The 21,845-nt window shown below is 32.3% G+C and carries 18 protein-coding genes; 4 read left to right on the top strand and 14 right to left on the bottom strand.

What is annotated here, in order from left to right; all coding sequences use genetic code 11:
- Window positions 1-2 precede the first annotated feature (2 nt).
- Complete coding sequence (locus IM755_RS06655; RefSeq protein WP_026724505.1) at window positions 3-353, top strand: carboxymuconolactone decarboxylase family protein; 351 nt, start codon at window positions 3-5, stop codon at window positions 351-353.
- Between the two features lie 86 nt (window positions 354-439).
- Complete coding sequence (gene lptB / locus IM755_RS06660; RefSeq protein WP_194094984.1) at window positions 440-1,240, top strand: LPS export ABC transporter ATP-binding protein; 801 nt, start codon at window positions 440-442, stop codon at window positions 1,238-1,240.
- A 46-nt stretch (window positions 1,241-1,286) separates the two neighbouring features.
- Here lptB and IM755_RS06665 read toward each other — a convergent pair whose 3' ends face one another.
- Together IM755_RS06665 and IM755_RS06670 are read right to left on the bottom strand one after the other, a co-directional pair.
- Window positions 1,287-2,138: a glycoside hydrolase family 25 protein gene (locus IM755_RS06665; protein WP_194094986.1), complete on the bottom strand. Its 852-nt coding sequence runs from the start codon at window positions 2,136-2,138 to the stop codon at window positions 1,287-1,289.
- Complete coding sequence (locus IM755_RS06670) at window positions 2,138-2,881, bottom strand: CDP-alcohol phosphatidyltransferase family protein (protein ID WP_194094988.1); 744 nt, start codon at window positions 2,879-2,881, stop codon at window positions 2,138-2,140. Before IM755_RS06670 ends, IM755_RS06665 begins: the two co-directional genes overlap by 1 nt.
- Before the next feature lie 190 nt (window positions 2,882-3,071).
- On the opposite strand from IM755_RS06670, the gene IM755_RS06675 reads away from it, so the two are divergent.
- Window positions 3,072-4,145, top strand: coding sequence for a putative type IX sorting system protein PorV2 (locus tag IM755_RS06675; protein ID WP_449532724.1), 1,074 nt, complete (start codon window positions 3,072-3,074; stop codon window positions 4,143-4,145).
- Between the two features lie 32 nt (window positions 4,146-4,177).
- Window positions 4,178-5,296, top strand: coding sequence for a lipoprotein N-acyltransferase Lnb domain-containing protein (locus tag IM755_RS06680; RefSeq protein ID WP_194094990.1), 1,119 nt, complete (start codon window positions 4,178-4,180; stop codon window positions 5,294-5,296).
- Between the two features lie 23 nt (window positions 5,297-5,319).
- Here IM755_RS06680 and IM755_RS06685 read toward each other — a convergent pair whose 3' ends face one another.
- The 12 genes from IM755_RS06685 to IM755_RS06740 form a co-directional block, all read right to left on the bottom strand.
- Complete coding sequence (locus tag IM755_RS06685; protein ID WP_194094993.1) at window positions 5,320-6,702, bottom strand: sugar transferase; 1,383 nt, start codon at window positions 6,700-6,702, stop codon at window positions 5,320-5,322.
- Window positions 6,703-6,871: 169 nt separating this feature from the next.
- Window positions 6,872-7,879, bottom strand: coding sequence for a glycosyltransferase family 4 protein (locus IM755_RS06690; protein WP_194094995.1), 1,008 nt, complete (start codon window positions 7,877-7,879; stop codon window positions 6,872-6,874).
- Window positions 7,845-9,197 carry an O-antigen ligase family protein gene (locus tag IM755_RS06695; RefSeq protein ID WP_194094997.1) on the bottom strand — a complete coding sequence of 451 codons (1,353 nt, stop codon included), beginning with the start codon at window positions 9,195-9,197 and terminating at the stop codon, window positions 7,845-7,847. The genes IM755_RS06690 and IM755_RS06695 overlap by 35 nt, the downstream gene beginning before the upstream one ends.
- Window positions 9,194-10,285 (bottom strand): glycosyltransferase, encoded by a 1,092-nt coding sequence (locus tag IM755_RS06700; protein WP_194095000.1) that lies wholly within the window; start codon window positions 10,283-10,285, stop codon window positions 9,194-9,196. Before IM755_RS06700 ends, IM755_RS06695 begins: the two co-directional genes overlap by 4 nt.
- 125 nt (window positions 10,286-10,410) lie before the next feature.
- Window positions 10,411-11,538, bottom strand: a complete 1,128-nt coding sequence (locus IM755_RS06705) for a glycosyltransferase family 4 protein (RefSeq protein ID WP_194095002.1) — start codon at window positions 11,536-11,538, stop codon at window positions 10,411-10,413.
- A 2-nt stretch (window positions 11,539-11,540) separates the two neighbouring features.
- A complete protein-coding gene (locus IM755_RS06710; protein ID WP_194095004.1) occupies window positions 11,541-12,092 on the bottom strand; it encodes a serine O-acetyltransferase in 552 nt (183 codons plus the stop codon).
- Window positions 12,093-12,157: 65 nt separating this feature from the next.
- On the bottom strand, window positions 12,158-12,547 hold the full coding sequence (locus tag IM755_RS06715) for a response regulator (protein WP_194095006.1): 390 nt from the start codon (window positions 12,545-12,547) through the stop codon (window positions 12,158-12,160).
- Window positions 12,548-12,551: 4 nt separating this feature from the next.
- Window positions 12,552-13,307, bottom strand: coding sequence for a LytR/AlgR family response regulator transcription factor (locus tag IM755_RS06720; RefSeq protein ID WP_194095009.1), 756 nt, complete (start codon window positions 13,305-13,307; stop codon window positions 12,552-12,554).
- A gap of 58 nt (window positions 13,308-13,365) precedes the next feature.
- Window positions 13,366-14,574: a sensor histidine kinase gene (locus IM755_RS06725; protein WP_194095011.1), complete on the bottom strand. Its 1,209-nt coding sequence runs from the start codon at window positions 14,572-14,574 to the stop codon at window positions 13,366-13,368.
- 21 nt (window positions 14,575-14,595) lie between these two features.
- Window positions 14,596-16,524, bottom strand: a complete 1,929-nt coding sequence (locus tag IM755_RS06730) for an OmpA family protein (RefSeq protein WP_194095013.1) — start codon at window positions 16,522-16,524, stop codon at window positions 14,596-14,598.
- Window positions 16,525-16,535: 11 nt separating this feature from the next.
- On the bottom strand, window positions 16,536-17,468 hold the full coding sequence (locus IM755_RS06735; protein WP_194095015.1) for a PorP/SprF family type IX secretion system membrane protein: 933 nt from the start codon (window positions 17,466-17,468) through the stop codon (window positions 16,536-16,538).
- Between the two features lie 132 nt (window positions 17,469-17,600).
- On the bottom strand, window positions 17,601-21,596 hold the full coding sequence (locus tag IM755_RS06740) for a T9SS type B sorting domain-containing protein (RefSeq protein ID WP_194095017.1): 3,996 nt from the start codon (window positions 21,594-21,596) through the stop codon (window positions 17,601-17,603).
- Window positions 21,597-21,845: the final 249 nt, after the last annotated feature.

The following is a 21,845-nucleotide window of genomic DNA, read 5'->3' on the forward strand; positions in this document are numbered from 1 at the left end:
AAATGGCAGATTTAGTAAAAGAATTCAACGATTATCGTTCAAAAATGAACGAAAAATTATTAGCAGACAATAACAAAGTCATCAAAAGAATTTTCAATGTAGACACCAATGCTTACATGGAAGGCGCTTTAGATGTTAAAACAAAAGAATTGTTAGGCTTAGTAGCTTCAGCAGTTTTACGTTGTGATGATTGCATCAAATATCATTTAGAAACGGCTTACAAAAACGGCGTTACGAAAGAAGAAATGATGGAAAGCATGGGAATTGCCACTTTAGTAGGTGGAACTATTGTAATTCCTCACTTAAGAAGAGCTTACGAATTTTGGGAAGCTTTAGAGGAGCAAACTAAATAATTGTTAAAAGATAAATTGTTAAATTGTTTATTCGTTTATTTGTAAATCGATTAAACAATCAAACTTCTAAACATTTAAACCTCAGAATGAAATTAAGAGCAGAAAATTTAGTTAAAACCTATAAAAAAAGAAGTGTAGTAAAAGGGATTTCCGTTGAAGTAAACCAAGGAGAAATCGTGGGTTTATTAGGTCCAAATGGTGCCGGAAAAACCACTTCGTTCTACATGATTGTAGGTTTAGTAAAACCAAATAGCGGAAATATCTATCTTGATGATATGGATATTACCAACTTCCCAATGTACAAACGCGCACAAAACGGAATTGGTTATTTGGCACAAGAAGCTTCTGTTTTTAGAAAACTAAGTATCGAAGATAACATTTTGAGTGTTTTGCAATTAACCACGCTTACAAAAGCTGAGCAAGAAGCTAAAATGGAAGAATTAATTGCTGAGTTTGCCTTGGAACACATTCGAACCAATCGTGGAGATTTACTTTCTGGTGGAGAACGCCGTCGTACGGAGATTGCGCGCGCTTTAGCAACCGATCCAAAATTCATTCTTTTGGACGAACCGTTTGCAGGAGTTGACCCTGTTGCCGTAGAAGACATTCAAAGAATTGTTGCCCAATTAAAAAATAAAAACATCGGGATTTTAATTACCGACCATAACGTTCAAGAAACCTTAGCAATTACCGACAAAACCTATTTAATGTTTGAAGGAGGAATTCTGAAAGCTGGAAAACCAGAGGAATTAGCATCAGATGAAGTGGTTAGACGTGTATACTTAGGACAAAATTTCGAATTAAGAAGAACTAAAATTGATTTTGAAGCACCTAAAACCACTATCATTCACGGTAAAGGAGAACTGAATTTGAATAAAGAAGAATAAAAAAATCCCTCAACAATTTGAGGGATTTTTTATTTTGCAATTTTAATCATCGAATACACTTCAACAACAACTTATTCTTATTTCCATTAAAAATATTAACATCCACCATGCCTTCAACACCTTCAATTTGAGCTTTTTCTGTGAATTGCCAAAATTGCCAATCGGATTCTAAATCGTTTCTCCAAAAATTGTAATTGGCAATCCAAAGCGGATATTCTGAAAATTCTTCTTTTAAAAAATCGGTATAATAACTTTCACCAGAATAAATAATTGGCTTGACTTTGTAATGCTTTTCTACCTTTTTTAACCAACGACGTAATCCTACTTTTAAACTGTCTATTGATTGGGATTTTGATAATTTTTCAATATCCAAAACAGGAGGTAAATCACCTTTTTGCAATTTTACAGTTTTGATAAAATTTTCGGCTTGTTCAATCGAATTTTCGTTGGGACGATAATAATGATAAGCGCCTCGAATGAGTTCTCGCTCTTTTGAAGCTTTCCAATTCTCTTTGAATCTTGAATCTACCTTATTTTTTCCAGCAGTAGCACGAATAAAAACAAAAGACAATTCAAACGATTCATCAATATGATAGGTTTGTTCCCAATCGATTTCACTTTGGTATTCCGAAACATCAAAACCAATTGCTTTGTCATCATGTTTGTGCAACACTTCGTAAATGCGGATATCGGCTAACTTTCGTTCTTCTTTCGATAAATTTTCAACATTTTTATCGGTTTTAAAACCTAAATAATACAGGAAACCATCGCGAAATTTATAAATTCCAATCGCAACAAATAGAAATAACACAAAAGAAATCAGATAGAAAATCCATTTACTTGTAGCGTTGGATTTTCGTTTTGTGGCAGGTTTTCGTCTGTAACTTTTGGACGCCATTACGCCTTAGCTACCATTTTATTACTGATTACCGAAACCAGTACATAACTTATGATAATCAAAGGAATTGCAACAAATCCTAAAATAAAAAAGGACAATAAAGAACCAATTAAAAACAAGATTTGCATTTTATATTTCGCCCAAGTAAATTCTTTAATTTTCAATGAAAACAACGGAATTTCAGCGTTTAAGATATACGAACTCAAAATCGTGATAAATAACAACACATAAGGATTATACAAAACTGTAGTCAATCCTTCAAAATCATTTGCGTATTGAATCATCGGAATACTCATAATTACCAAAGCGTTTGCAGGTGTTGGCAATCCAATGAAAGAATCCGTTTGGCGTGTATCGATATTAAAATTTGCCAAACGATAGCAAGAAGCCAACGTAATTAAAAAGCCTAAATAAGGCACAAATCCCATATAAAAATACTCTTCCGTTAAATAATAAACCGAAGTAGAATCTTCTTGAATATTTTGAAACAATACAAACATCATTAATCCTGGCACTACGCCACAAGTCACCATATCTGCTAAAGAATCTAATTGCACACCTAAAGGTCCGGCAACATTGAATTTTCTAGCTAAAAATCCGTCCCAAAAATCAAAGAAAATACCCAAACAAACAAAAATAAACGCTTCATCATAATAGCCTTTAAAAATAGCGATAATGGCTAACAATCCAGATGCTAAATTTAGCAAAGTGATTAGATTGGGAATGTGCTTTTTGATATTCATATAACGTGACTTTATAAACTCTTTACTTAATTTAATGCTGTTATTGCAACTAAAATGAATTGCAAAATTACAACTAAAAAAGACCTAAAAACAAGCCTTCCCTAATTTACAGCAAATGTAATACAATAAGTTAATACTTTTAGAGTTTACTATTTGAGAAATTTATTTCATCTTTGTAAAAAAATTGGCATTGAAAAAGACCATTTTATTACTTTTAATTTGTTTTTGTGGGGCAACCTATGGGCAAACCGTTAGGAAATATTCAAATGAGTTTATGAATATTGGAGTTGACGCTGCTGCTTTAGGGATGTCTAATGCTGTTGTGGCTCATACTGGCGATGTAAATTCTGGCTATTGGAATCCTGCGGGATTATTAAAATTAGAAGACAAACAGTTTTCATTAATGCATGCCAATTATTTTGCGAATATTGCCCAATATGATTACGCTGGTTTTGCGATGCCAATCGACGACAGAAGTGCGATTGGAATTTCCTTAATTCGTTTTGGAGTTGATGACATTTTAAACACAACCCAATTAATTGATAGCGAAGGAAATATCGACTACAACAGAATTTCACTTTTTTCTACTGCCGATTATGGTTTAACCGTTTCTTATGCTAGAAGTTTACCTATTGAAGGTTTAAATTATGGAGTAAATGCGAAAGTAATACGAAGAGTAATTGGAGATTTTGCCAATTCTTGGGGTTTTGGGTTGGATTTAGGAATTCAGTACATAAGTGATGACGAAGATTGGAAATTTGGTTTAATGATTCGCGATATCACCACTACTTACAATACTTGGACAATTGATGAAGAGAAGTTTCAAGAAATTGCTGATGCGATCCCTGGTGAAAACCAAGAATTACCAGAAACTAGTGAAATCACATTACCGAAAGCGCAATTGGGAATGTCAAAAAAATGGATTATTCGCTATGATTATAGTTTGTTAGCAGCGACCAATTTAAACATGCAATTTGCAAGAACTAATGATATTATTTCAACCAACACTGTAAGTATTGATCCTGCACTTGGTTTGGAATTTGGCTATATCGATTTGGTTTATTTGAGAGCTGGTGTTGGAAATTTTCAGCAAATAACTCAAATTGATGATTCAAAAAAATTAAGTTTTCAACCGAATATTGGATTGGGATTCAAATACAAAGGCATTCAAGTGGATTATGCTTTAACTGACTTAGGTGACCAAAGTGCGGCTTTATATTCTAATATTTTTTCGATAAAAGTAGATTGGGAATTGTTTAGATAATTTCAGAAACCAGAAGAAAGACTTTATATAAAATGACAAAAAAATTATTTTTCGCTTTACTTATTTTAATTTCTTTTTGTGGGTTTGCCCAAAATATTACTCTTTCTGAAAAAGCAAAAGTTAGTATTTTAACTTGTGGTTTAGGTCCAGAATCATATGCTATGTATGGACATACAGGAATTCGTATTCAAGACAGTATTTATGGAATTGATGTAGTTTACAATTATGGTGCATTTGATTTTAGCACACCTAATTTTATTGGTAGATTTATAAAAGGCGATTTACAATATTTTGTTACCAACGGTAGTTTTATCGATTTTTATTACAATTATCAAGCGGAAAATCGTGAAATTATTGAACAAGAATTAGACCTTAAACCATCTCAAATTAACACCCTGTTTCAACAATTAAATCAATCGGTTTATAGTGAGGACCGATTTTATACCTATAAATTCATCGACAGAAATTGCACAACGATGGTGGTAGATAAAATCAATGAGATTTTAGGAAAAGAAGCTGTCAAATCAGATACTTCCAATCAATCCTATAGAGAAATTCTGTATCCCTACATGTCGGATTTTTATATGAAATTAGGAATTCAATTGATTTTCGGAACAAAAGTAGATGAACCAGCAACTCGATTATTTTTACCTTACGAATTCAAAGACGCTATTTCAACTGCAAAAATAAATGGAAATAAAATTGAAAAGAGTAATTCAAAAATTTTGCAAGTAACCAAAGCCGAAACTCCATTTAATTGGTTAAACTCAATTTATTCTTTACTTACAGCGCTTTTGATTTTAGTTCTTTTAAACAAAAAATGGATAAAAATTAGCTACTTTGTCTTTGCTGGATTATTAGGACTTTTCTTCTCTTTGGTAGGATTATACTCATTGCACGAAGAAATCTTATGGAATTATAATATTTTACTATTCAATCCGCTTTTATTAATTTTTGCTTGGTATCTTAAAAAAGGAATTAAAGAAAGAATTGTGCTATTTGGACAAATTATTCTAGCGATGTTATTGGTTTATCTAGCGTATATGACTACAAAAATTCATCTGGAAATCGTTTGGCCTTTTATTGCCTTACACTTTTATTGGATAGGAAAAATTGTTTTACAAATTAAGAAATCAAATTTAGCGCGCTAATAAAACTGACTACTGAAAACTAATTACTGTCCTCTAAAGAACAAAACAGTGCTCATCGTTTTTACTACAATATTGATATCTAAAAATAAACTTCGATGTTTGATATAATACAAATCGTAGCGAAGTTTCATTAAACTATCTTCTAAGTTAGAACCATAAGGATAATTTACTTGTGCCCAACCTGTAAGTCCAGGTTTAATAACGTGGCGTGTTTGATACAAAGGAATAGCATTAGCAATTTGCTCAACAAACACAGGTCGCTCTGGACGTGGACCAATGATCGCCATATCGCCTTTTAACACATTGATAAATTGAGGTAATTCGTCTAATCTTGTTTTTCTAAGAAATTTTCCAAAAGGAGTAATTCGGCTATCATTTGTTGTAGCAAAAACAGCTCCGTTTTGTTCGGCATTTTGTACCATAGTTCTCATTTTGTAAATCGTAAATGGAACTCCGTTTTTACCTACACGCTCTTGGGTATAAAAGAAACTTCCTCTATTAACAAAAAGATTGATAATCCATAAAAAAGGCGCCAATATAAAAAAACCAATTAATCCAACTAGCGAAAAAACGATATCAAAAAAACGACTGTAATACACATATAATTTGTTTTGATTGCTTCTACTAAACGGAAAAAACTTATACAATTCTCTATCTTCAAAATGAATGGGTAATCGATACGTACTATATTCGTAAACTTGATTGTACTTTCTAATTACAATTCCCTTTTCGAGCAATCGAAGTAACTTGTTATATAAATCTACTGAAGTTAATTTGTTTTTTGCATTTGCTACTACAATTTCAGAAATATAATTTTGCTGTACAAACGCATCTATATCTTCTGCTAAAATACGCCCTAAACTTGTTTTATTGGGTTCATTATCTACTGCGATATATCCTACTACCTTATAATGTGGATTAAATTTTGCTAATTCAGCTACTAATGTATCAACTTCCTTACTACTTCCAACAAAAAGCACCTTTTTCATAAATCGGTTAGAAGCCAAAAATACAATATAGGCATAGCGCCAGACCAACAATGAAATTAAAATGGAAAAGAAAAACAATATAATTTGCAAACGATTAGAGGGCAACACGGGAGTATAGAAAGGAGTTAACAAGTAAAACAATACCGTAACAGAAGTAGTTAAGATAATACTTTTAGAAATTTGAAAACGGTTACTAGCAATTTGCAAATTGTACATTTCGAAAATTGTACCGAAGAACACCAAATAAAGAGCTAAAACGATTGTCCAGTAAAAACTAGTTTGAGAAACTCTGAAATAATCGAATTGAGTATAATGCCCAATTAGCGCCAACGTTAGCACCGTAAACACGACATCCATAACACGCAATAAGATTTTGCGTTCGGAAATTTCAAAATGTATTTTTTGGGAGGCGCTCATTTTATTATTATTCTAACGCAAAGTAACGAATTTAAGAGAAATAAGGAAACAACTATCGCTTTTTTATCAATATAATATTAATACAAAGTATTATCATTCGTTTATTTTACAAAATGTAGTATTTTTATTATTCCATTAAAGAAACTTTAAAAACTATATTAAAGTAAAATTATTTCAATATGGAAACCCAGCTTTGCTTTACTAATTGCCAATCCATCTGCTCTATAAAAGTTCTGGCATTAGTTATTAATAAATTATTTTTGGGTTTGTTTTCTAATAAATCTAACACTGCATTTGTCATAGCCGTAATGTCATTGTCTGGAACTAATAAGGCATTTTGTTCATTGGCCAACAAAAATGGAATTCCACCAACTTTAGTACTTATTACTGGCAAACCTAATGCCATTGCCTCCATTACACTAACGGGAGTATTATCAAAATGAGTTGTATTGATAAAAATATCATGTTTTGAAGCTAATTCCCACCACTCTTCTTTTGTTAATTGTCCAGAAAAATTTACTGCAATACCTAGAGACTTTGCAAAATCCTTTGTAGTTTGTAAACTTCCGTCCTTGTCCGGACCAACCATAGTTAAAGTAGCAGAGGGATATTGTTCTTGAAGCTGTTGTAAAACTTTAACCGCCATTTTTGGATTATAAATAGAAGCAAAAGCGCGAACCCAAAGTAAATTTGGAGTTAATTCAGTTCGTAATTTAAACTCGTACTTTTCGATTTCAATAGTGTTTGGTATATGAATTACATTTTTAAAACCTTCTTTTTCAAAAGCTTGTTTCAAATAACCTGAGGGTGCTACATTTTTATAAGCATTTGAAAATAGAATCCGACATAACATGGGATTCTTTTTTAAACGATTAGGTAAATCGCCACCATGTAAAATGGGAATATATTTAATATTGAAAAAACGCGCCAGTTGACTACATAAAAAGGCATACCAAAACGCTTTTGTGCTATAGGTATCAATCAAAAGGTAAGACACTTGTTTACGATAATTAATAACAGACCACATCATGTCTAACAAGCGCAATGGAAAAGATTTTTTATTAGAAGCATAAAAAACAGTAAAACCTTCCTGCTCTAGTTGAAGACCTAAAGTTTCTATAGTAGTTTTATTAAAACCATGTTTACTTAACCGATTCCCTAGATACAGCAGTTTCATCTACAAATTGAACTTTTAAAAGTGATAAAGCATACACAAAGGCTGGGGCTGCTAATCGCATAGCGGCGTGATTAATGGTTAAAATCCAAAAAACAACAAAAGAAAAAAGAAAAATATTTTGCTTATTATTGAAATATAAAGCTAATGGCGTTGTAAGCAAAATTATCAATCCTAACAATCCAAGTGAACCATGTTCGGCTAACATTCTTGTAATTTCATTATGGGAAGCCGCTTCAATTCCAGTTGTTTCTTCTCTGTATTCTTTGTTTTTTCCTACTCCAACACCAAAAATTGGATTATCTAAGAACATATTAAATTCTGATTCGATTAGTTGTTCCCTTCCAGTTAACTTACTTTCCTTTACCCTTCCTTTGGCATCTTGATTGGCATAACGCTTATCTATTAATCCGCTTGTTTGAAGTGAACTGTAAGTCCACACGCCTAAAAAAGCAATAAAACCAACTACAACAAACAACACAATCTTATTTTTTGCTTTTGAATTTGTATTGAAAAACAAATAAATCATCAATAGAATTATCATTAAAACTCCAGTAATGATTCCACCTCTTGAAAATGTAACAATTCCTCTAAAACTTATAAATAGAAACAAAATTAAGTTGATTAATAAAACTCCTTTTGTTTTGGAACTGAGGACAATTTTGGTAAAAAAAAGAAAAATACCTAACCCTAAAATTGTAGAAACCTGATTGGGGCCAAATCCTCCAGAAGTTTTAAAATTAGACTGCGTATTAAAAACCACTTCTTTTACGCTTGGTGTGTACAAATACATGTATACCAAAGTAGCAATTAAAGGAAAAGCCAACATATCAATGATAGTTAATACTTGTTTAAGTGTTACCCTTCTTTGATAGCAATATATAGAACAAACTGTTAAACAAATAGGTCCAACGATATTGAAGGTAATAGCTTTTCTAACATCCGTTTCATAATCTAAGGTAAAGAACGAGAGAATAACACTCGGTATCAATAACAGTCCAAAAATCCAATACAAGACAGCATTTTTTGAAAACCCCTTAAAAAGCATTCCTATGATTAAGATCCCCATTACCCCATATTTGGCATACTGCTCAAAAATAATACCTTGAGTCATCCGCAAAAAAACTTCTGCTCCAACAATGTAAGCTGCCACATATAAGGCTTCATTATTAGCATTTTTTCTTAAAATCACATAACGAAAACCAACCAAAATAATAGTAACGGCATATACCTTTGAAATAGGCGGAACCAAAAAAATAACCAATCCAATTAGAGCATGGATAATTACAAATTTTAAATACTGTATGGTTTCGCTATTCATAATTTTCTTTGATAGGCTGCTGTTATTTTTTGAATCACTTTTTCAGGTGCATAATTATTTTTGACAAAAGTATTCAATTTTTTAGCTAGAGTAGCATTTTTATAGGATTCATTTGCTATTTTTATAAGAGCGTTTTTAAGTTGCGCTTCATCATCTGACGCTATTAAATAACCTGTTACCTCATTCTGAATAATCGTGCTGCAATAGCCGACATCGGTACTAATTACAGTCAGTTCTGCCATTCCATATTCTAATAACGTTACAGGAAACCCTTCATAACTTGAGACTAAAATCCCGACTTTAGCTTGCTTCAAAATAGATTTCACATCAGTACAAGAACCATAAATAAAAACAGCTTGTTGCAAATTATTTTCCTTGATAAAATTTTTCAATTTCTCTGAATAATGATCTTGATTATCTTTTCCAATCAAATGCAACGTCCAACCTTCATTAGCAATTTGACTAGCTAAAAAAGATTGCAATGCTAAGATATGATTCTTAGGGTGATGTAAATTAGCTAAAAACACGATTCTTTTATCGGAAGTTCCTTTTAAAATGGTTACGGGTATCTCGTCTTCAGATGTCGAAGTAAAATTGGATAGAAATTCCACATTTTTAACTCTTAGCTTTTTTTGTGCCCAATCTTTTAGTACTTCATTCACCGTAAAAACACCACTAAAAAAAATAGAAAAAAAACGGAGTAAAAAATAACCCTTTTGTGATTTTACTCGATTCCCGAAATGATCGTGCCAAAAAATTCGTACTGATGGCATTGTCATCTTTAATAAAGCAGCAAAAAAATAGGAACTCCCGTGAGCGTGAATCGTATTTACTTTATTTATTTTGACAAAAGTTCTCAAGCGAAGTAGCGCACTAAAATCAATAGCTTTCTTTTTATTCAAAAAAGCATACCCTACTTTTTGATTGATTGTGTTTCTCAACCCACCTTCCAATCGGGTCGTTACTAAGCCAGAATATCCTACTTCTTCTAAAAGTCCATTTGCAATAGTAACCGCCATACGTTCCGCTCCGCCAGGTTCTAGACTATCAATTAATTGAATAACACGTATTTCTTTAGGTGAAGCCAAATGGTTTTACTTATTATGATTAGGTTGTAAAAATAGAAAAAATCAAAAGAACAAAATCAAACACAAGAACAAAAATCAATATCAAACACCCCGTCCCCTAGTCTCCCCATCTCCCTGTCACAAAATCACCCTCTCAACAATTTCTTAATCTCAACTTCAAACTTATCGGTTGTAAATTGTCTAGACCAAGATTGCCCTTCTGAAGCCATTTTTTTATATTCTTCTTGATTGTTTAAAACGTTCATTATTTGACTTACATCGTTGTGTAGTTGTTCTTTCAAAACAATACCTCTACTTCCATTCCCCATCATAAAGGAAACACAAGAAACAGGAGAAGCAATAGGCACACAACCCCAAAACATAGCTTCCGCCACTACTTTTGGCCAACCTTCACTTTTGGAGGGTAAAATTAAAAAATGACTCGTCTGATAAGCTTTTAAAACCGCTTCTTTAGATTGATTCCCTTTTAAGGTTATTATGTTTTCTAATTTATTTTCAGTAATGTAACGTTCTAAATCCGTTCTTAAAACCCCTTCTCCATATAAATCAATTTGTACTTTTTTCCCTTGTCGATACAGTGCTTCCACTGATTGAATAGCATATAAAGGCTGCTTTCCAGGCGAAAGTGTCCCCACAAATAAAAACTTCACGTCATCTCCTCGTCTCCCCGTCTCCTCGTCTCCCAATCGCCCAATCTCCTCTTCACTGTATGTAGCTGTAAAAAACGGTTTAATATTTTTTGTCTGGTTCGACCATTCCCCATAGACTAAAACCTGCATATTTCGGGTTAAAAAAGTATTAGATAAAATCCATTTTTGAATACGATAGCTCCAAGGTTGTTGGCTTTTAGGATCCCAGTTTCCTGCATATTTAGCCGTTTTTTGTTTATTAGGAAATAAAATTTGAATCAAACAAGCCAATAAAGCAATATTTCCTGGACAACGCAAATGAATATGGTCGGCTTGTTTCATAGCTTTGAAGATTTTTACTAAAGCCACAAAGGCAAGAGGAATTGCTTTCAGTTTATTTTTAAATGAAGTGATATCAAATTCCTGAAGTTCAATAACTTTTTCCACTTCAAAAGAGATAGGCGCAATTAAAAGTTTTTTATCTTCTCTCCAAATAGGGCAACAAAATTGAATTGAATGAGCATATTTTGCCCATAATTGCATTTCTTTTTCATAAGGTGCGTAAAGATGATTTTGATTATCTTTTTGAACAATTGGCGCAGATGAAATTACTAGTAACCTCATAATTAAATATAGCCCTCCGAACTTTTTTCTGAAACCTTTACAGCCGGTACTCCAAGCATTACGCTATTTGCAGAAACATTCATATTAACAAGTGAGCAAGCTCCAATTAACACATTATCTTCCACGTTGATATTCCCTGCAATTACCACATTAGCGCCAACATACACATTATTTCCGATTTTTGGAACTCCTCTATTTTCTCCTAGTCCCGAAACCCCAATAGTAACGCCTTGCGATAGGTTACAATTGTCACCAATATGCGTTTTTGCGTTTAAAATAACACCTCCAAAATGTCCAATGTAGAAAGAATGACCAATTTGAGCTGAAGCCGGGATCGAAATACCTGTTGTGATTTCAATTATTTTTTGCCAAACTAAGCAAAATAATTGCAACAGTTGCTTTGCAATAGGAATGGGCATTTTATAAACCGCATGAGCGATACGATATTGAAAACCAGCCCAAAAACCTTGCGTAAAAAATACGATGGTAAAAAAATTTCCACCGTATTTTTTATATTTTTTATAATCAGTGCTAATTAAATGTAAAAGACTCATTTACTTTTTTTATTTAAAAGTAAATATACAACTATGTTGAAACTAAACAAGAAAACGTTTCTATCTTAAAAAATATTTTCGATAAATTCTTTTGTAATAGGCTTGCTGGTAAACAAAACCGATTCATCTACCTTAGCTTTATGTATATACAAATCATCAACAGTAGTAGATAAAATACATATCTTAGTATGATTTTTTAACGTATCTGACAAAGAATTAAACTTTTCAATAAATGCAAATCCATCTAAAAGTGGCATATAGATATCCAAAAAAATCAAATCCGGTAATTTAGCCGTTACATTTTGAAATTCTTCTAAATATTGAATAGCCGTTACGGAAGAATTAAATTCCATAATATCTACTGATTCATCAAAATTAGTTATGATTTTTGAGGTAAAGTAACAATCAAACTCATTATCATCAACAATCATTACTTTTTTTACTTTAGCTTTCATTACTTTATATTTTAATAAATTTCACAAATTCTTCTTGTCTTCTCTTGGCTACGGGTAACGAAATTCCGTAATCAAACTCACAATAAAACCCATCTTTTTTTACAATTTTAACTATTTTTTTTATATTAACAACATAAGAATGATGAATTCTAAAAAAATAATTATTCAAAAGTAGAGAATTATACTCTCCAAGGTTTTTACTTGACAGAATTTTTTGTTTGTTAGACAAAACAAACTCTGTATACTTTCCTTCCGCCTTGCAATACATAATATCTTCCACTTTAATCAATTCGATTTTATCAGATGACGAAATCGCGATAAAACCATTCTCACTCGTTTCACTACCATAACTTTTAATTTGATTGACCTTCTGATTTTGAAAACTCAATTCCATCTCAATCAACTTAATAACCTTGTAAAGAGAAACAATAAGCTCATTAAAATCAAGCGGTTTTAACTGAAAATCAGCAGCTCCAAATCGAAAAGCATCATACGCTTTATTGATATCAGTTGACGCAAAAATGAACTTAGGAATATTAAAATCCAATTGTTTTATCAAATAAAATTCAGCTAAATTAGTGGCCGTTGGATCTAAAAATATCAGCTCAGGCTTGTGCGTTCTAATTAAAGTCATAGCTTCAGACAAACTATTTGCAAAACCGCAAATTTCGAGTATTACCGAATTTTCATCAGCAAATTTTGAAAGTTGTGCTACCACATCAGAGTTACTATCAATAATGATGGATTTCAGTAATCGCATAGAATGAATTTAGATATTAAAACTCCATAAAGATAATTATTTTTTTATGGTATTTTACTTATTCTTTAGGAATTGTAATTAAAAATTTAGTTCCTTTACCCAATTGCGATTTTACAGTTATGGCGCCACCTAACTTTTGTATGATTTTTTTAACAGTGGCTAAACCTAATCCACTTCCTGCATATTCTGATTTGGTATGCAATCTTTTGAAAGGTTTGAAAATAGAATCATAATACTCTGTTGCAATACCAATACCATTATCTTCAACTTCAAAATAGTAATGAAACAAGTCCGATTTATAACTAATTTTAACTTCTAGGGCACGCTCCTGACTTCTGTACTTCAAAGCATTATCAATCAAATTGTAAAAAATCATGTGCAAAGCCAATTTAGAATAATAAATGGCTGGCATTGACTGAATAACCAAATTAGAATCTGAGGAATGATGGTGTTCCACCAAATTATGGAAAATTTGCTCAAGAAAAACATTCAAATCAATCGACTCTTTTTCGTCAATTTTACTATCAGATTTGGCATAATCCAACAAATCAACGATCAATTGATTCATGGTATCTACATTGGTATTAATGAACTGAAAGTATTTTTGCTCTTTTTCATCTATTTGACCTTCGCGTTTCATTTCAATAAGTTGTAAAAAAGACTTAATGGAACGTAAGGGAGCACGTAAATCATGTGCAGCAGTGTGCGCAAATTCTTCCATTTGTTTTGAATAATACTCAACCTCTTCTTGGTATCGTTTTAACTCAAAATTTTGTCTTCTAAGTTCGAGTAAATAAACAATCTGTTTGGCAAGACGTTTTAAAATTTGTTTTTTTTCTTCAGAAATTGTTTTGGGTTCTTCTTGACTAATAACACACAAAGTTCCGAAAGCAATTCCTGACGAATTTTGTAATGGAACGCCATAATAAGAAACAATGTTTAGATCATTTTCTACTAAAGGACTATTTTGAAATCTACTATCTGTTCTTAAATCAGGCACTTCAAATAGTTCTTCATTTGAAAGCAAGGCGTGAAAACAAATGGAATGCTCAATCGGAGTTTCTTGTAAATCAACACCTACCTTAGATTTAAAAAACTGACGTTTATCATCAATCAAACTAAGTAACACAATAGGCATATCACAAATACATGAAGCCAAACGAGTAATATCATCATACATTTCTTCTGGCAAAGTATCTAGAATTTTATAATTTTCTAAAGCCTTTACTCGACTGTAATCCTGATGATTTAATATCTTATTTTCCATTGTTCTAAAATACAAAAAAAATTAATATCCCGTTACAATAAATTCGCTTCTTCTATTCATTTGATGCTCCTCTTCTGAACATGTAACGCCATCAACGCAACGATTGATAGGTTCTTTTTCACCTAAACCTTTGCTAGTAATTCTACTTACATGAATTCCTTTTGCTACTAACCAATTAAGGGTAGCCAAAGCCCTTTTATTAGACAATTCTAAATTATAATCAGCTGAAGCTCTACTATCGGTATGCGATTTAATTTCCAATTTTAGCTCTGGATATTGTTGTAAAACATGTAAAAGTATGGCAATCTGCTTTTCTGCTTTAGCATTAATTTTAGAATCATCTAAATCAAAATGAATGTTTTGAATGGAGAAAAACTTAGCCAAATCAACTCCCTGTTTTAATTGTATTTCTTTTGGCAACAAAACAATTGAAGTGTTTTTATTTGAAATTAATTGCGATTTTATATAATCTTCTTTTGTTTCGTAAGCATCATGTTCATACCTTAAATACCAACCCAATGTGGTATAATTATTATTCAAAATAAATTCTCCATTAGCATTTGTCGTAGTTTTATCTACTATTTTTCTAGAATCATCAAATAACGAAACAGTAGCATTTGATATGGGAGTTCCAAACAAGGCATCTTGCAACTTACCAGTAAAAACTTGCGCTTCAACTGAATATATAGTAGTATTTTCGATAAATTTATAAACATCATCGCTTCCCTTTCCTTCTGGTCGATTGGAAGAAAGATATCCTATTTGTGTTTCTGAATTTATAACATAAGCAAAATCATCATAAGCAGTATTAATAGGATTGCCCAAATTTACAGGTTTGGAAAAGCTTCTATCTTCATTCATTTTTGAAACAAAAACATCTAACCCACCCAAACCTAAATGACCATCTGAAGCAAAATACAGTTCGCCATTAGAGGATAAAAAAGGAAATGTTTCTCGTCCTTCTGTATTAATAGTGGCACCCAAATTTTCTGGAGCATCAAATTTTCCATCAGCTAAAATTGCTACTCGATACAAATCAGACTGCCCTAATGTACCTGGCATATTGGAAGAAAAATAAAGTGTCTTCTCGTCTGGACTCAAAGTTGGATGTGCACAATTGTAATTATCGCTATTAAAAGCCAATTCCACAACATCAGTCCATTGTCCATTTTTTAAACGAGCGCTGTAAATTTTAAGAGAAACCTCATCCTTGTTATTTTTCTTTTGTTTATTTTTTTTAAAATTATTTCGAGTAAAATAAAGCGTTAAACCATCTTTTGTTAAAACAGCGGTAGACTCATTACTATTAAAGATAGTATTCTTAAGAAATGATTCTGAATTTTCGAATTGATTAGATGCATTCACTTTACTACTATACAAGGCAGAAAAAGGCTGCTTAGTCCAACTATCAAGTTTTGATTCTTTTGACGCTCTAGCACTTGTGAAAATGATTCCATCTTTTGATTCAAAAACACCATAATCGCTAAAGGCAGAATTAATTTCTAAATTCGAAATTGTATAACGTTTACTATCGGTTTTAATTTGAGATAAATAATTGGATTGCGCCTCAAATTGTTGGGCTCTTGAATCGGCTTTTTTCATTCTTGAAAACAAAGCATGATAATAATTTGATTTTTCAAGATCAGGAATCGTTTTCAAGGTTTGTGAATAGCGATAATAATATTCATAATCAATATCCTCAGTAGACTTTATTAATTTTTCGTACCAAACATTAGCTTCCGAATAATTGGCATTAAAATAATAGGAATCGGCTATTTTTTTATAAATATCAGGAGAACCATACCCATTTTTATCTACTTCAATATAAATAGAAACAGCATTCATATAGCCTAATTTTTCAAAGGCAGCATTAGCTTCTTTTATTTTCTTTTCTTGTGAAAATCCAATAAAAAAAAGCATCAACATAAAAATAGTGTAGCTACTTTTCATAATGTATTTTTTTAAAAGAATCTTGGAGAAAAAACTTTTGCATCTGACTTAAGAAACTCAAAGCGTAAAAAGAATTCGTGCGAACCCGAATTATAATTAGCCAATTGAGCAGCTTCTGTATCATATGAATACCCAACAAAAATGGAATCAGATACCTGAAATCCAACCAAAGCACTTACAGCGCCATTAATACGATAAGCGCCACCTGCTGTTAATTTATCATAGAATAAAAAATTTGCTGTTAAATCAACTTGCAAAGGAGAACCCGAAACAAATTTTGATAAGAAAGCGGGTTTAAATTTTACGGTATCACTCAAATCAAAAACGTAGCCTCCCATAAAATAGTAATGCATACTTTTAGTTGCTGTTGAAGATCGTGTATTATCATCGTAGTGCTTTGTTTCTAAAAAATTAGGCACAGATAATCCCAAATAATAGTGATCAGAATACCAATAAAATCCTGCACCAAAATTAGGAGAAAATCGATTGTCCACATTATTTTGCAACAACGGATCACTCGGATCATATATACTTAACTTGGTATAATCTACATTCAGTAAATTGGCAGTAGCTTTAAATCCAAATGACAACTGAGACAAATTCTCAAATCCAATGCGATAAGAAAAATCCGCTGACAGGGTTTGCTCAATTGACGGACCAATTTCGTCGTTAATAACAGACAGTCCCCAACCCATATTTGAGTCTTTCATAGGAGAATGAACAGAAACAGAAGCAGTCTCAGGAGCACCTTCAAGGCCAACCCATTGAGAACGATAAAGAGCTAATACACTCAAAGCATCACGAGTACCAGCATAAGCCGGATTGATAACAGTAGTGTTGTACATGTAATTAGTAAACTGTGGATCTTGTTGCGAAAACACACGTTCCGCAGTTAGCAGCAACAACATAGGAGTTACCACTAATAATTGAATTAACTTTCTCATTTTGTATTTTGGGGGATTTAATGATGAGAATTTTACGATATCAGGGTGAATAAATACTTACTACTAGAAAGGAGTTGAAACAACTCCTTTCAGAGTAATAAGCTTCCCCAAAATATCCATAAAATGAATGCCTTAATTGGATGCTATATATAAGTATCCTGTTTTTTGTACGTTTTTTAAATTATCAACAATATTGTCGTATGAAATCACATAAAAATAGGTTCCTTGAGGCAACATGCCACTCGATACGTTTAATGAACTATCGGAAACACCTTTGAAAACATGAGTTACATTATCATAACTAGAAGTTTCAAATACTTTAGCACCATAACGATTGAAAATCTCAACCTTATTATTCGGATAACACTCTATGCCTTCTAAGTAAAAAATATCATTTTTACCATCTCCGTTCGGAGTCAAAGCATTGTATATTTTAACACCACAACTTAAAACTACTTCTTGTTCTAAAATGGATACATTACCACAAGCATCAGAAGCTGTCCATTTTCTAAAAATTTTAGATTGACTAGCACAATCTCCGGCTTCTTGAGTTTCTTCATACGTAACAGAAACCATATTAGAATCATCTGTTGCTAAAACTTCGGGTATAGCTGCAATTTGTTCACAATCGGAATAAATTACCTCAGCTACTGAAGTAGTAAAAATTGGAGCTTTAATATCTTGAACAAAAACATGTTGACTCAATTCACTAACATTACCACAAGAATCAGTAGCCAACCAATAACGGATAATTTCAGAATTAGAACTACAAGTACCTGTAATTAATTCTTGCTCATAAGTTACTGTAACTTCTGAAGCGCAATTATCAGTCGCTTCAATAGTATAAACAGGTAACACATCTTGAACAGATAAGTATAAAGTTCTTGGAATTTGAGTCACAATTACAGGAGCCACATCATCTTGAATTAAAAAAGTTTGACTACAAGTAAATTGATTTAGAATTTCTGAACTATTTCTATTTTGATTCGCATAAAAAGTAATTGTATAAGTGCGTACCACGGTACTACCACATGTGGCAGCTCCTGTATTAACAGCACTAATAACAACTGTTGAACATTCCTCACCAATAATTTCTCCTGCATGAATTCCCAACTGTTCAAAAGCAGCTACAGTTAATTCCGTTTCAGAAGGGATAGTAGCATAACAAGGAACGATTTCATCTATAAAAACGGGACAAACTACATCAGTTATACATCTAGAATCCAAATGAATATCTGAAACATTCGACCAATTTCCCTGAAAATCTTGAATACGATAAGATCGAACAGATGGAACACCTGCAAATGATGCATCAGGTATAAAAGTTGCAGTTCCATTAACAGTATTCAAATTCCAAACCCCTTCTCCTGATACCTGCATTTGAACGGAATTTCCATTAGGAGTAACAGTTGTATTTGAAGTGGCAGAAGTAACAAACTCTAAAGTAGCTGGATTAACAACATCACCAAGAATATCATTCTGAATCAAGTCTATTGTAACTGTTTGCCCCATTATATAACGAGAGAAATCAGATTGTGTAACAGGTAATAAATCAAAACTTATTACAGCCTCATTACTGATATTTTCATTATAATCACGTATAAAATAAGTAACACTAGTTGGAGTTCCATAAAAAGTAGCTTGAGGAACAAATTGAATTAATCCAGAAACGATATCAATACTCCATCTACCTTCATTTGGCATATCAAATCCAATTAAATTATTTTCTGAGCAATAGGCTTTATTTTGAGCATTAGCAGGCTCAAAAAATCGAATTCGAGTAGGATTAACAACTGCTCCAACGGTATCATTTTGATAAGCGTTAATAGTAATAGTGGAGTTAGGTGAATATGTCAAAACATCATCACTAGCAACCGGACATGAAGGAGCTAAAATAGCTACTGAAATATGTTGCTGACTAGTACATTGAGTGGTTAAATCAGTACAGATAAACTGGTAATTCCCCACGCTTAAATTTTCAACCAAAAAAGTAGAAGTAGTTCCTTGATATTGTGCTCCAGTTGTAACCTCACTTACAGTCCACTGCCCAGGCAAATTAGACAATAAAACTGAGGCTAAAGATTCGTCACACCCTACTGAATTAACAATCGAAACTGTTGGATTTGGTGCATTGTACACGTAAAAAGACTGTGCAAATTCGCGTCCACAAGCATCTTTAGTTTTTGCCAAATAAGTTGTACCAGCTTGTAATCCACTAAAAACTGTTGAACTTTGATAATTATAAATTTGTTGCGTACCGCTAGCATCATACAACGCATAAGTGTAGGGAGCTCTTCCTCCTGTTGCTACCATATTCACGGTAGTTTCACAAGCAACTATAGATTCAAAAGTAAAAGGAGCTAATGCTACTGTAAAGGCATACTCATATAAAAAACCACCTTGCAAACGAGGTAAACCATTAACACCTCCTAATTGTCTAGGTTCAACAACCTGACCATTACGAACTCCTCCATAACGGAAATAATATTGCTGATTATTAGGCACTGAAAAAGTAATAGTTCTATTGGTGCTGTTATAATTAAATGGACTACCATAGCCTATATCTCCTGAGAAAACAACAGCTCCAGACTGATTATAAAGAGCAACATAAGTAAACACTAATCCAACTGGTAAAGTCAAAACTACAGGAACCATATTTGTTATAGAGCCACAGCTAATAACATCATGAGTAATCTCAGAATTTCTAGTATGAGCTGTTGTATGTTCAAAGGTTTTGGTTTTACCACAAGCATCAGTCAAAGTAAAATTATAGGTTCCTGGAGGAAATGATCTTGAATCACTATAAGATAAAGAATTGGTAGCAAATGGATTGGTAAATGTCATTGAATAAGGATATGAAACATGTCTAGAAGTAAGACTAGAACCAGCATTTGCTTGAGTAGTATAATTTGCAGGACCAGAATTTACAGTTAAAGCAACAGGACCAACAACAAAACTAGAAACAGGAAGCTCATTCAATCGAATTAAAGAAACATCATCAAAATACGCACTTTGATCAATAAATGAGGCACTAAAATTAGAATCCATAGAGGGATTAAAAGGAGTAACATCTTCTCTAATTAACCTTTGAACTGTAAAACCACACGCATCAATTAATGTAACACGATATTCAATACCATATTTCAAACCTAAAGCTACAGAAATTGCACCTCCTGTCGGTGTACCATTAATATGAGATAAATCAACACTTTGAGTGGTAATAGGATTGCCAAATATATTAACAGGAACATTCCCCGGATTACTTGTTTCTTCAACTGAAACTTGAACAGGATTTACAACATTATCTCTAAAGAATTTAACATCATATCCATAAGCACATGAATTATTAGGATCGATAAAAACAGAAATTCTTGGAGCATCAAAAATGATATTCTTATTTACAGGCATATTAACAACGCCTCCAGGTATAGATCCGCAATTATTAAACCCAGAATAAGTTATAGAACTTCCATTAAAAAAAGAAACTGGAATAATTATATCTACACTTTTGTTGGTTTGAATGTACGGCTCTGTTTGAGGAAAATTAGAAACAAACTCAATTGTATTCCCTAAATTATTTACTAGTGTATAATTGACATTACCTGTACCTGTATTGGAAATAGTTTTGAATCTAAATTTAAAGGAGTCACCGCAAGTATTAGAGTTTAAAGTAGTAATTCTATCTACTAAACTTACATAAGTAACAACCGAAACAGCATTATTTAAACCATTTGCAATAACAATAGTTTTATCAGCGCTATTTCCACCACATGAGTCCATCACATCCACTACATAGGTACCTGCTAACAAACCAGTAACCACATATGAACTAGTATTTTGAGAAAGGCTAAAGTTTCTTGCTCCTCCTGGTCCACTTAAAATTCGAATTTGATAATTTTGATTCGTAAAATCATTTTGTCCCAAAGTACTGTGAATATTTGTCAAGCGAATCTCACCATCTGCACCATTAAAACATCTTGGTGAAACAAAGCTATAACCAAAATCATCTGCCGGTCTAACTGAACCATTGGCACATTGCGTGTATGCATTTTCACAAAATAAAAGAGAGAAAACCACAAGCACAAATAGCGGCAAATTTGAATTTATTTTAAGTATTTTTGTATTCATAACTCTTTATTTTAGGGAATAATTACTGTTTGAACAAGTACAAATTTGTAGTAACCTTGGTTCATTCCCTACGCCTAAGTAATAACTGTAAAGATTTTATTAATAACTGTTCTTGCACTCAGAATATCTTTAAAACAAATACTTATATTTTTTTTTCAAATTAAACTTCACTTACAATTTATATTATTTTTGTATTATTTTTTGTATATTTACATACCTAGAGCACCATAATAAGAATCTCTTTTAATT

The organism is Flavobacterium proteolyticum (assembly GCF_015223105.1).
Taxonomy (GTDB): domain Bacteria; phylum Bacteroidota; class Bacteroidia; order Flavobacteriales; family Flavobacteriaceae; genus Flavobacterium; species Flavobacterium proteolyticum.

Coding starts and splice junctions, on each gene's coding strand:
- IM755_RS06655 (WP_026724505.1), top strand. CDS start 3: ATGGCAGATTTAGTAAAAGAATTCAACGATTATCGTTCAAAAATGAAC.
- lptB (WP_194094984.1), top strand. CDS start 440: ATGAAATTAAGAGCAGAAAATTTAGTTAAAACCTATAAAAAAAGAAGT.
- IM755_RS06665 (WP_194094986.1), bottom strand. CDS start 2,138: ATGGCGTCCAAAAGTTACAGACGAAAACCTGCCACAAAACGAAAATCC.
- IM755_RS06670 (WP_194094988.1), bottom strand. CDS start 2,881: ATGAATATCAAAAAGCACATTCCCAATCTAATCACTTTGCTAAATTTA.
- IM755_RS06680 (WP_194094990.1), top strand. CDS start 4,178: ATGACAAAAAAATTATTTTTCGCTTTACTTATTTTAATTTCTTTTTGT.
- IM755_RS06685 (WP_194094993.1), bottom strand. CDS start 6,702: ATGAGCGCCTCCCAAAAAATACATTTTGAAATTTCCGAACGCAAAATC.
- IM755_RS06690 (WP_194094995.1), bottom strand. CDS start 7,879: ATGAAACTGCTGTATCTAGGGAATCGGTTAAGTAAACATGGTTTTAAT.
- IM755_RS06695 (WP_194094997.1), bottom strand. CDS start 9,197: ATGAATAGCGAAACCATACAGTATTTAAAATTTGTAATTATCCATGCT.
- IM755_RS06705 (WP_194095002.1), bottom strand. CDS start 11,538: ATGAGGTTACTAGTAATTTCATCTGCGCCAATTGTTCAAAAAGATAAT.
- IM755_RS06710 (WP_194095004.1), bottom strand. CDS start 12,092: ATGAGTCTTTTACATTTAATTAGCACTGATTATAAAAAATATAAAAAA.
- IM755_RS06715 (WP_194095006.1), bottom strand. CDS start 12,547: ATGAAAGCTAAAGTAAAAAAAGTAATGATTGTTGATGATAATGAGTTT.
- IM755_RS06720 (WP_194095009.1), bottom strand. CDS start 13,307: ATGCGATTACTGAAATCCATCATTATTGATAGTAACTCTGATGTGGTA.
- IM755_RS06725 (WP_194095011.1), bottom strand. CDS start 14,574: ATGGAAAATAAGATATTAAATCATCAGGATTACAGTCGAGTAAAGGCT.
- IM755_RS06730 (WP_194095013.1), bottom strand. CDS start 16,524: ATGAAAAGTAGCTACACTATTTTTATGTTGATGCTTTTTTTTATTGGA.
- IM755_RS06735 (WP_194095015.1), bottom strand. CDS start 17,468: ATGAGAAAGTTAATTCAATTATTAGTGGTAACTCCTATGTTGTTGCTG.
- IM755_RS06740 (WP_194095017.1), bottom strand. CDS start 21,596: ATGAATACAAAAATACTTAAAATAAATTCAAATTTGCCGCTATTTGTG.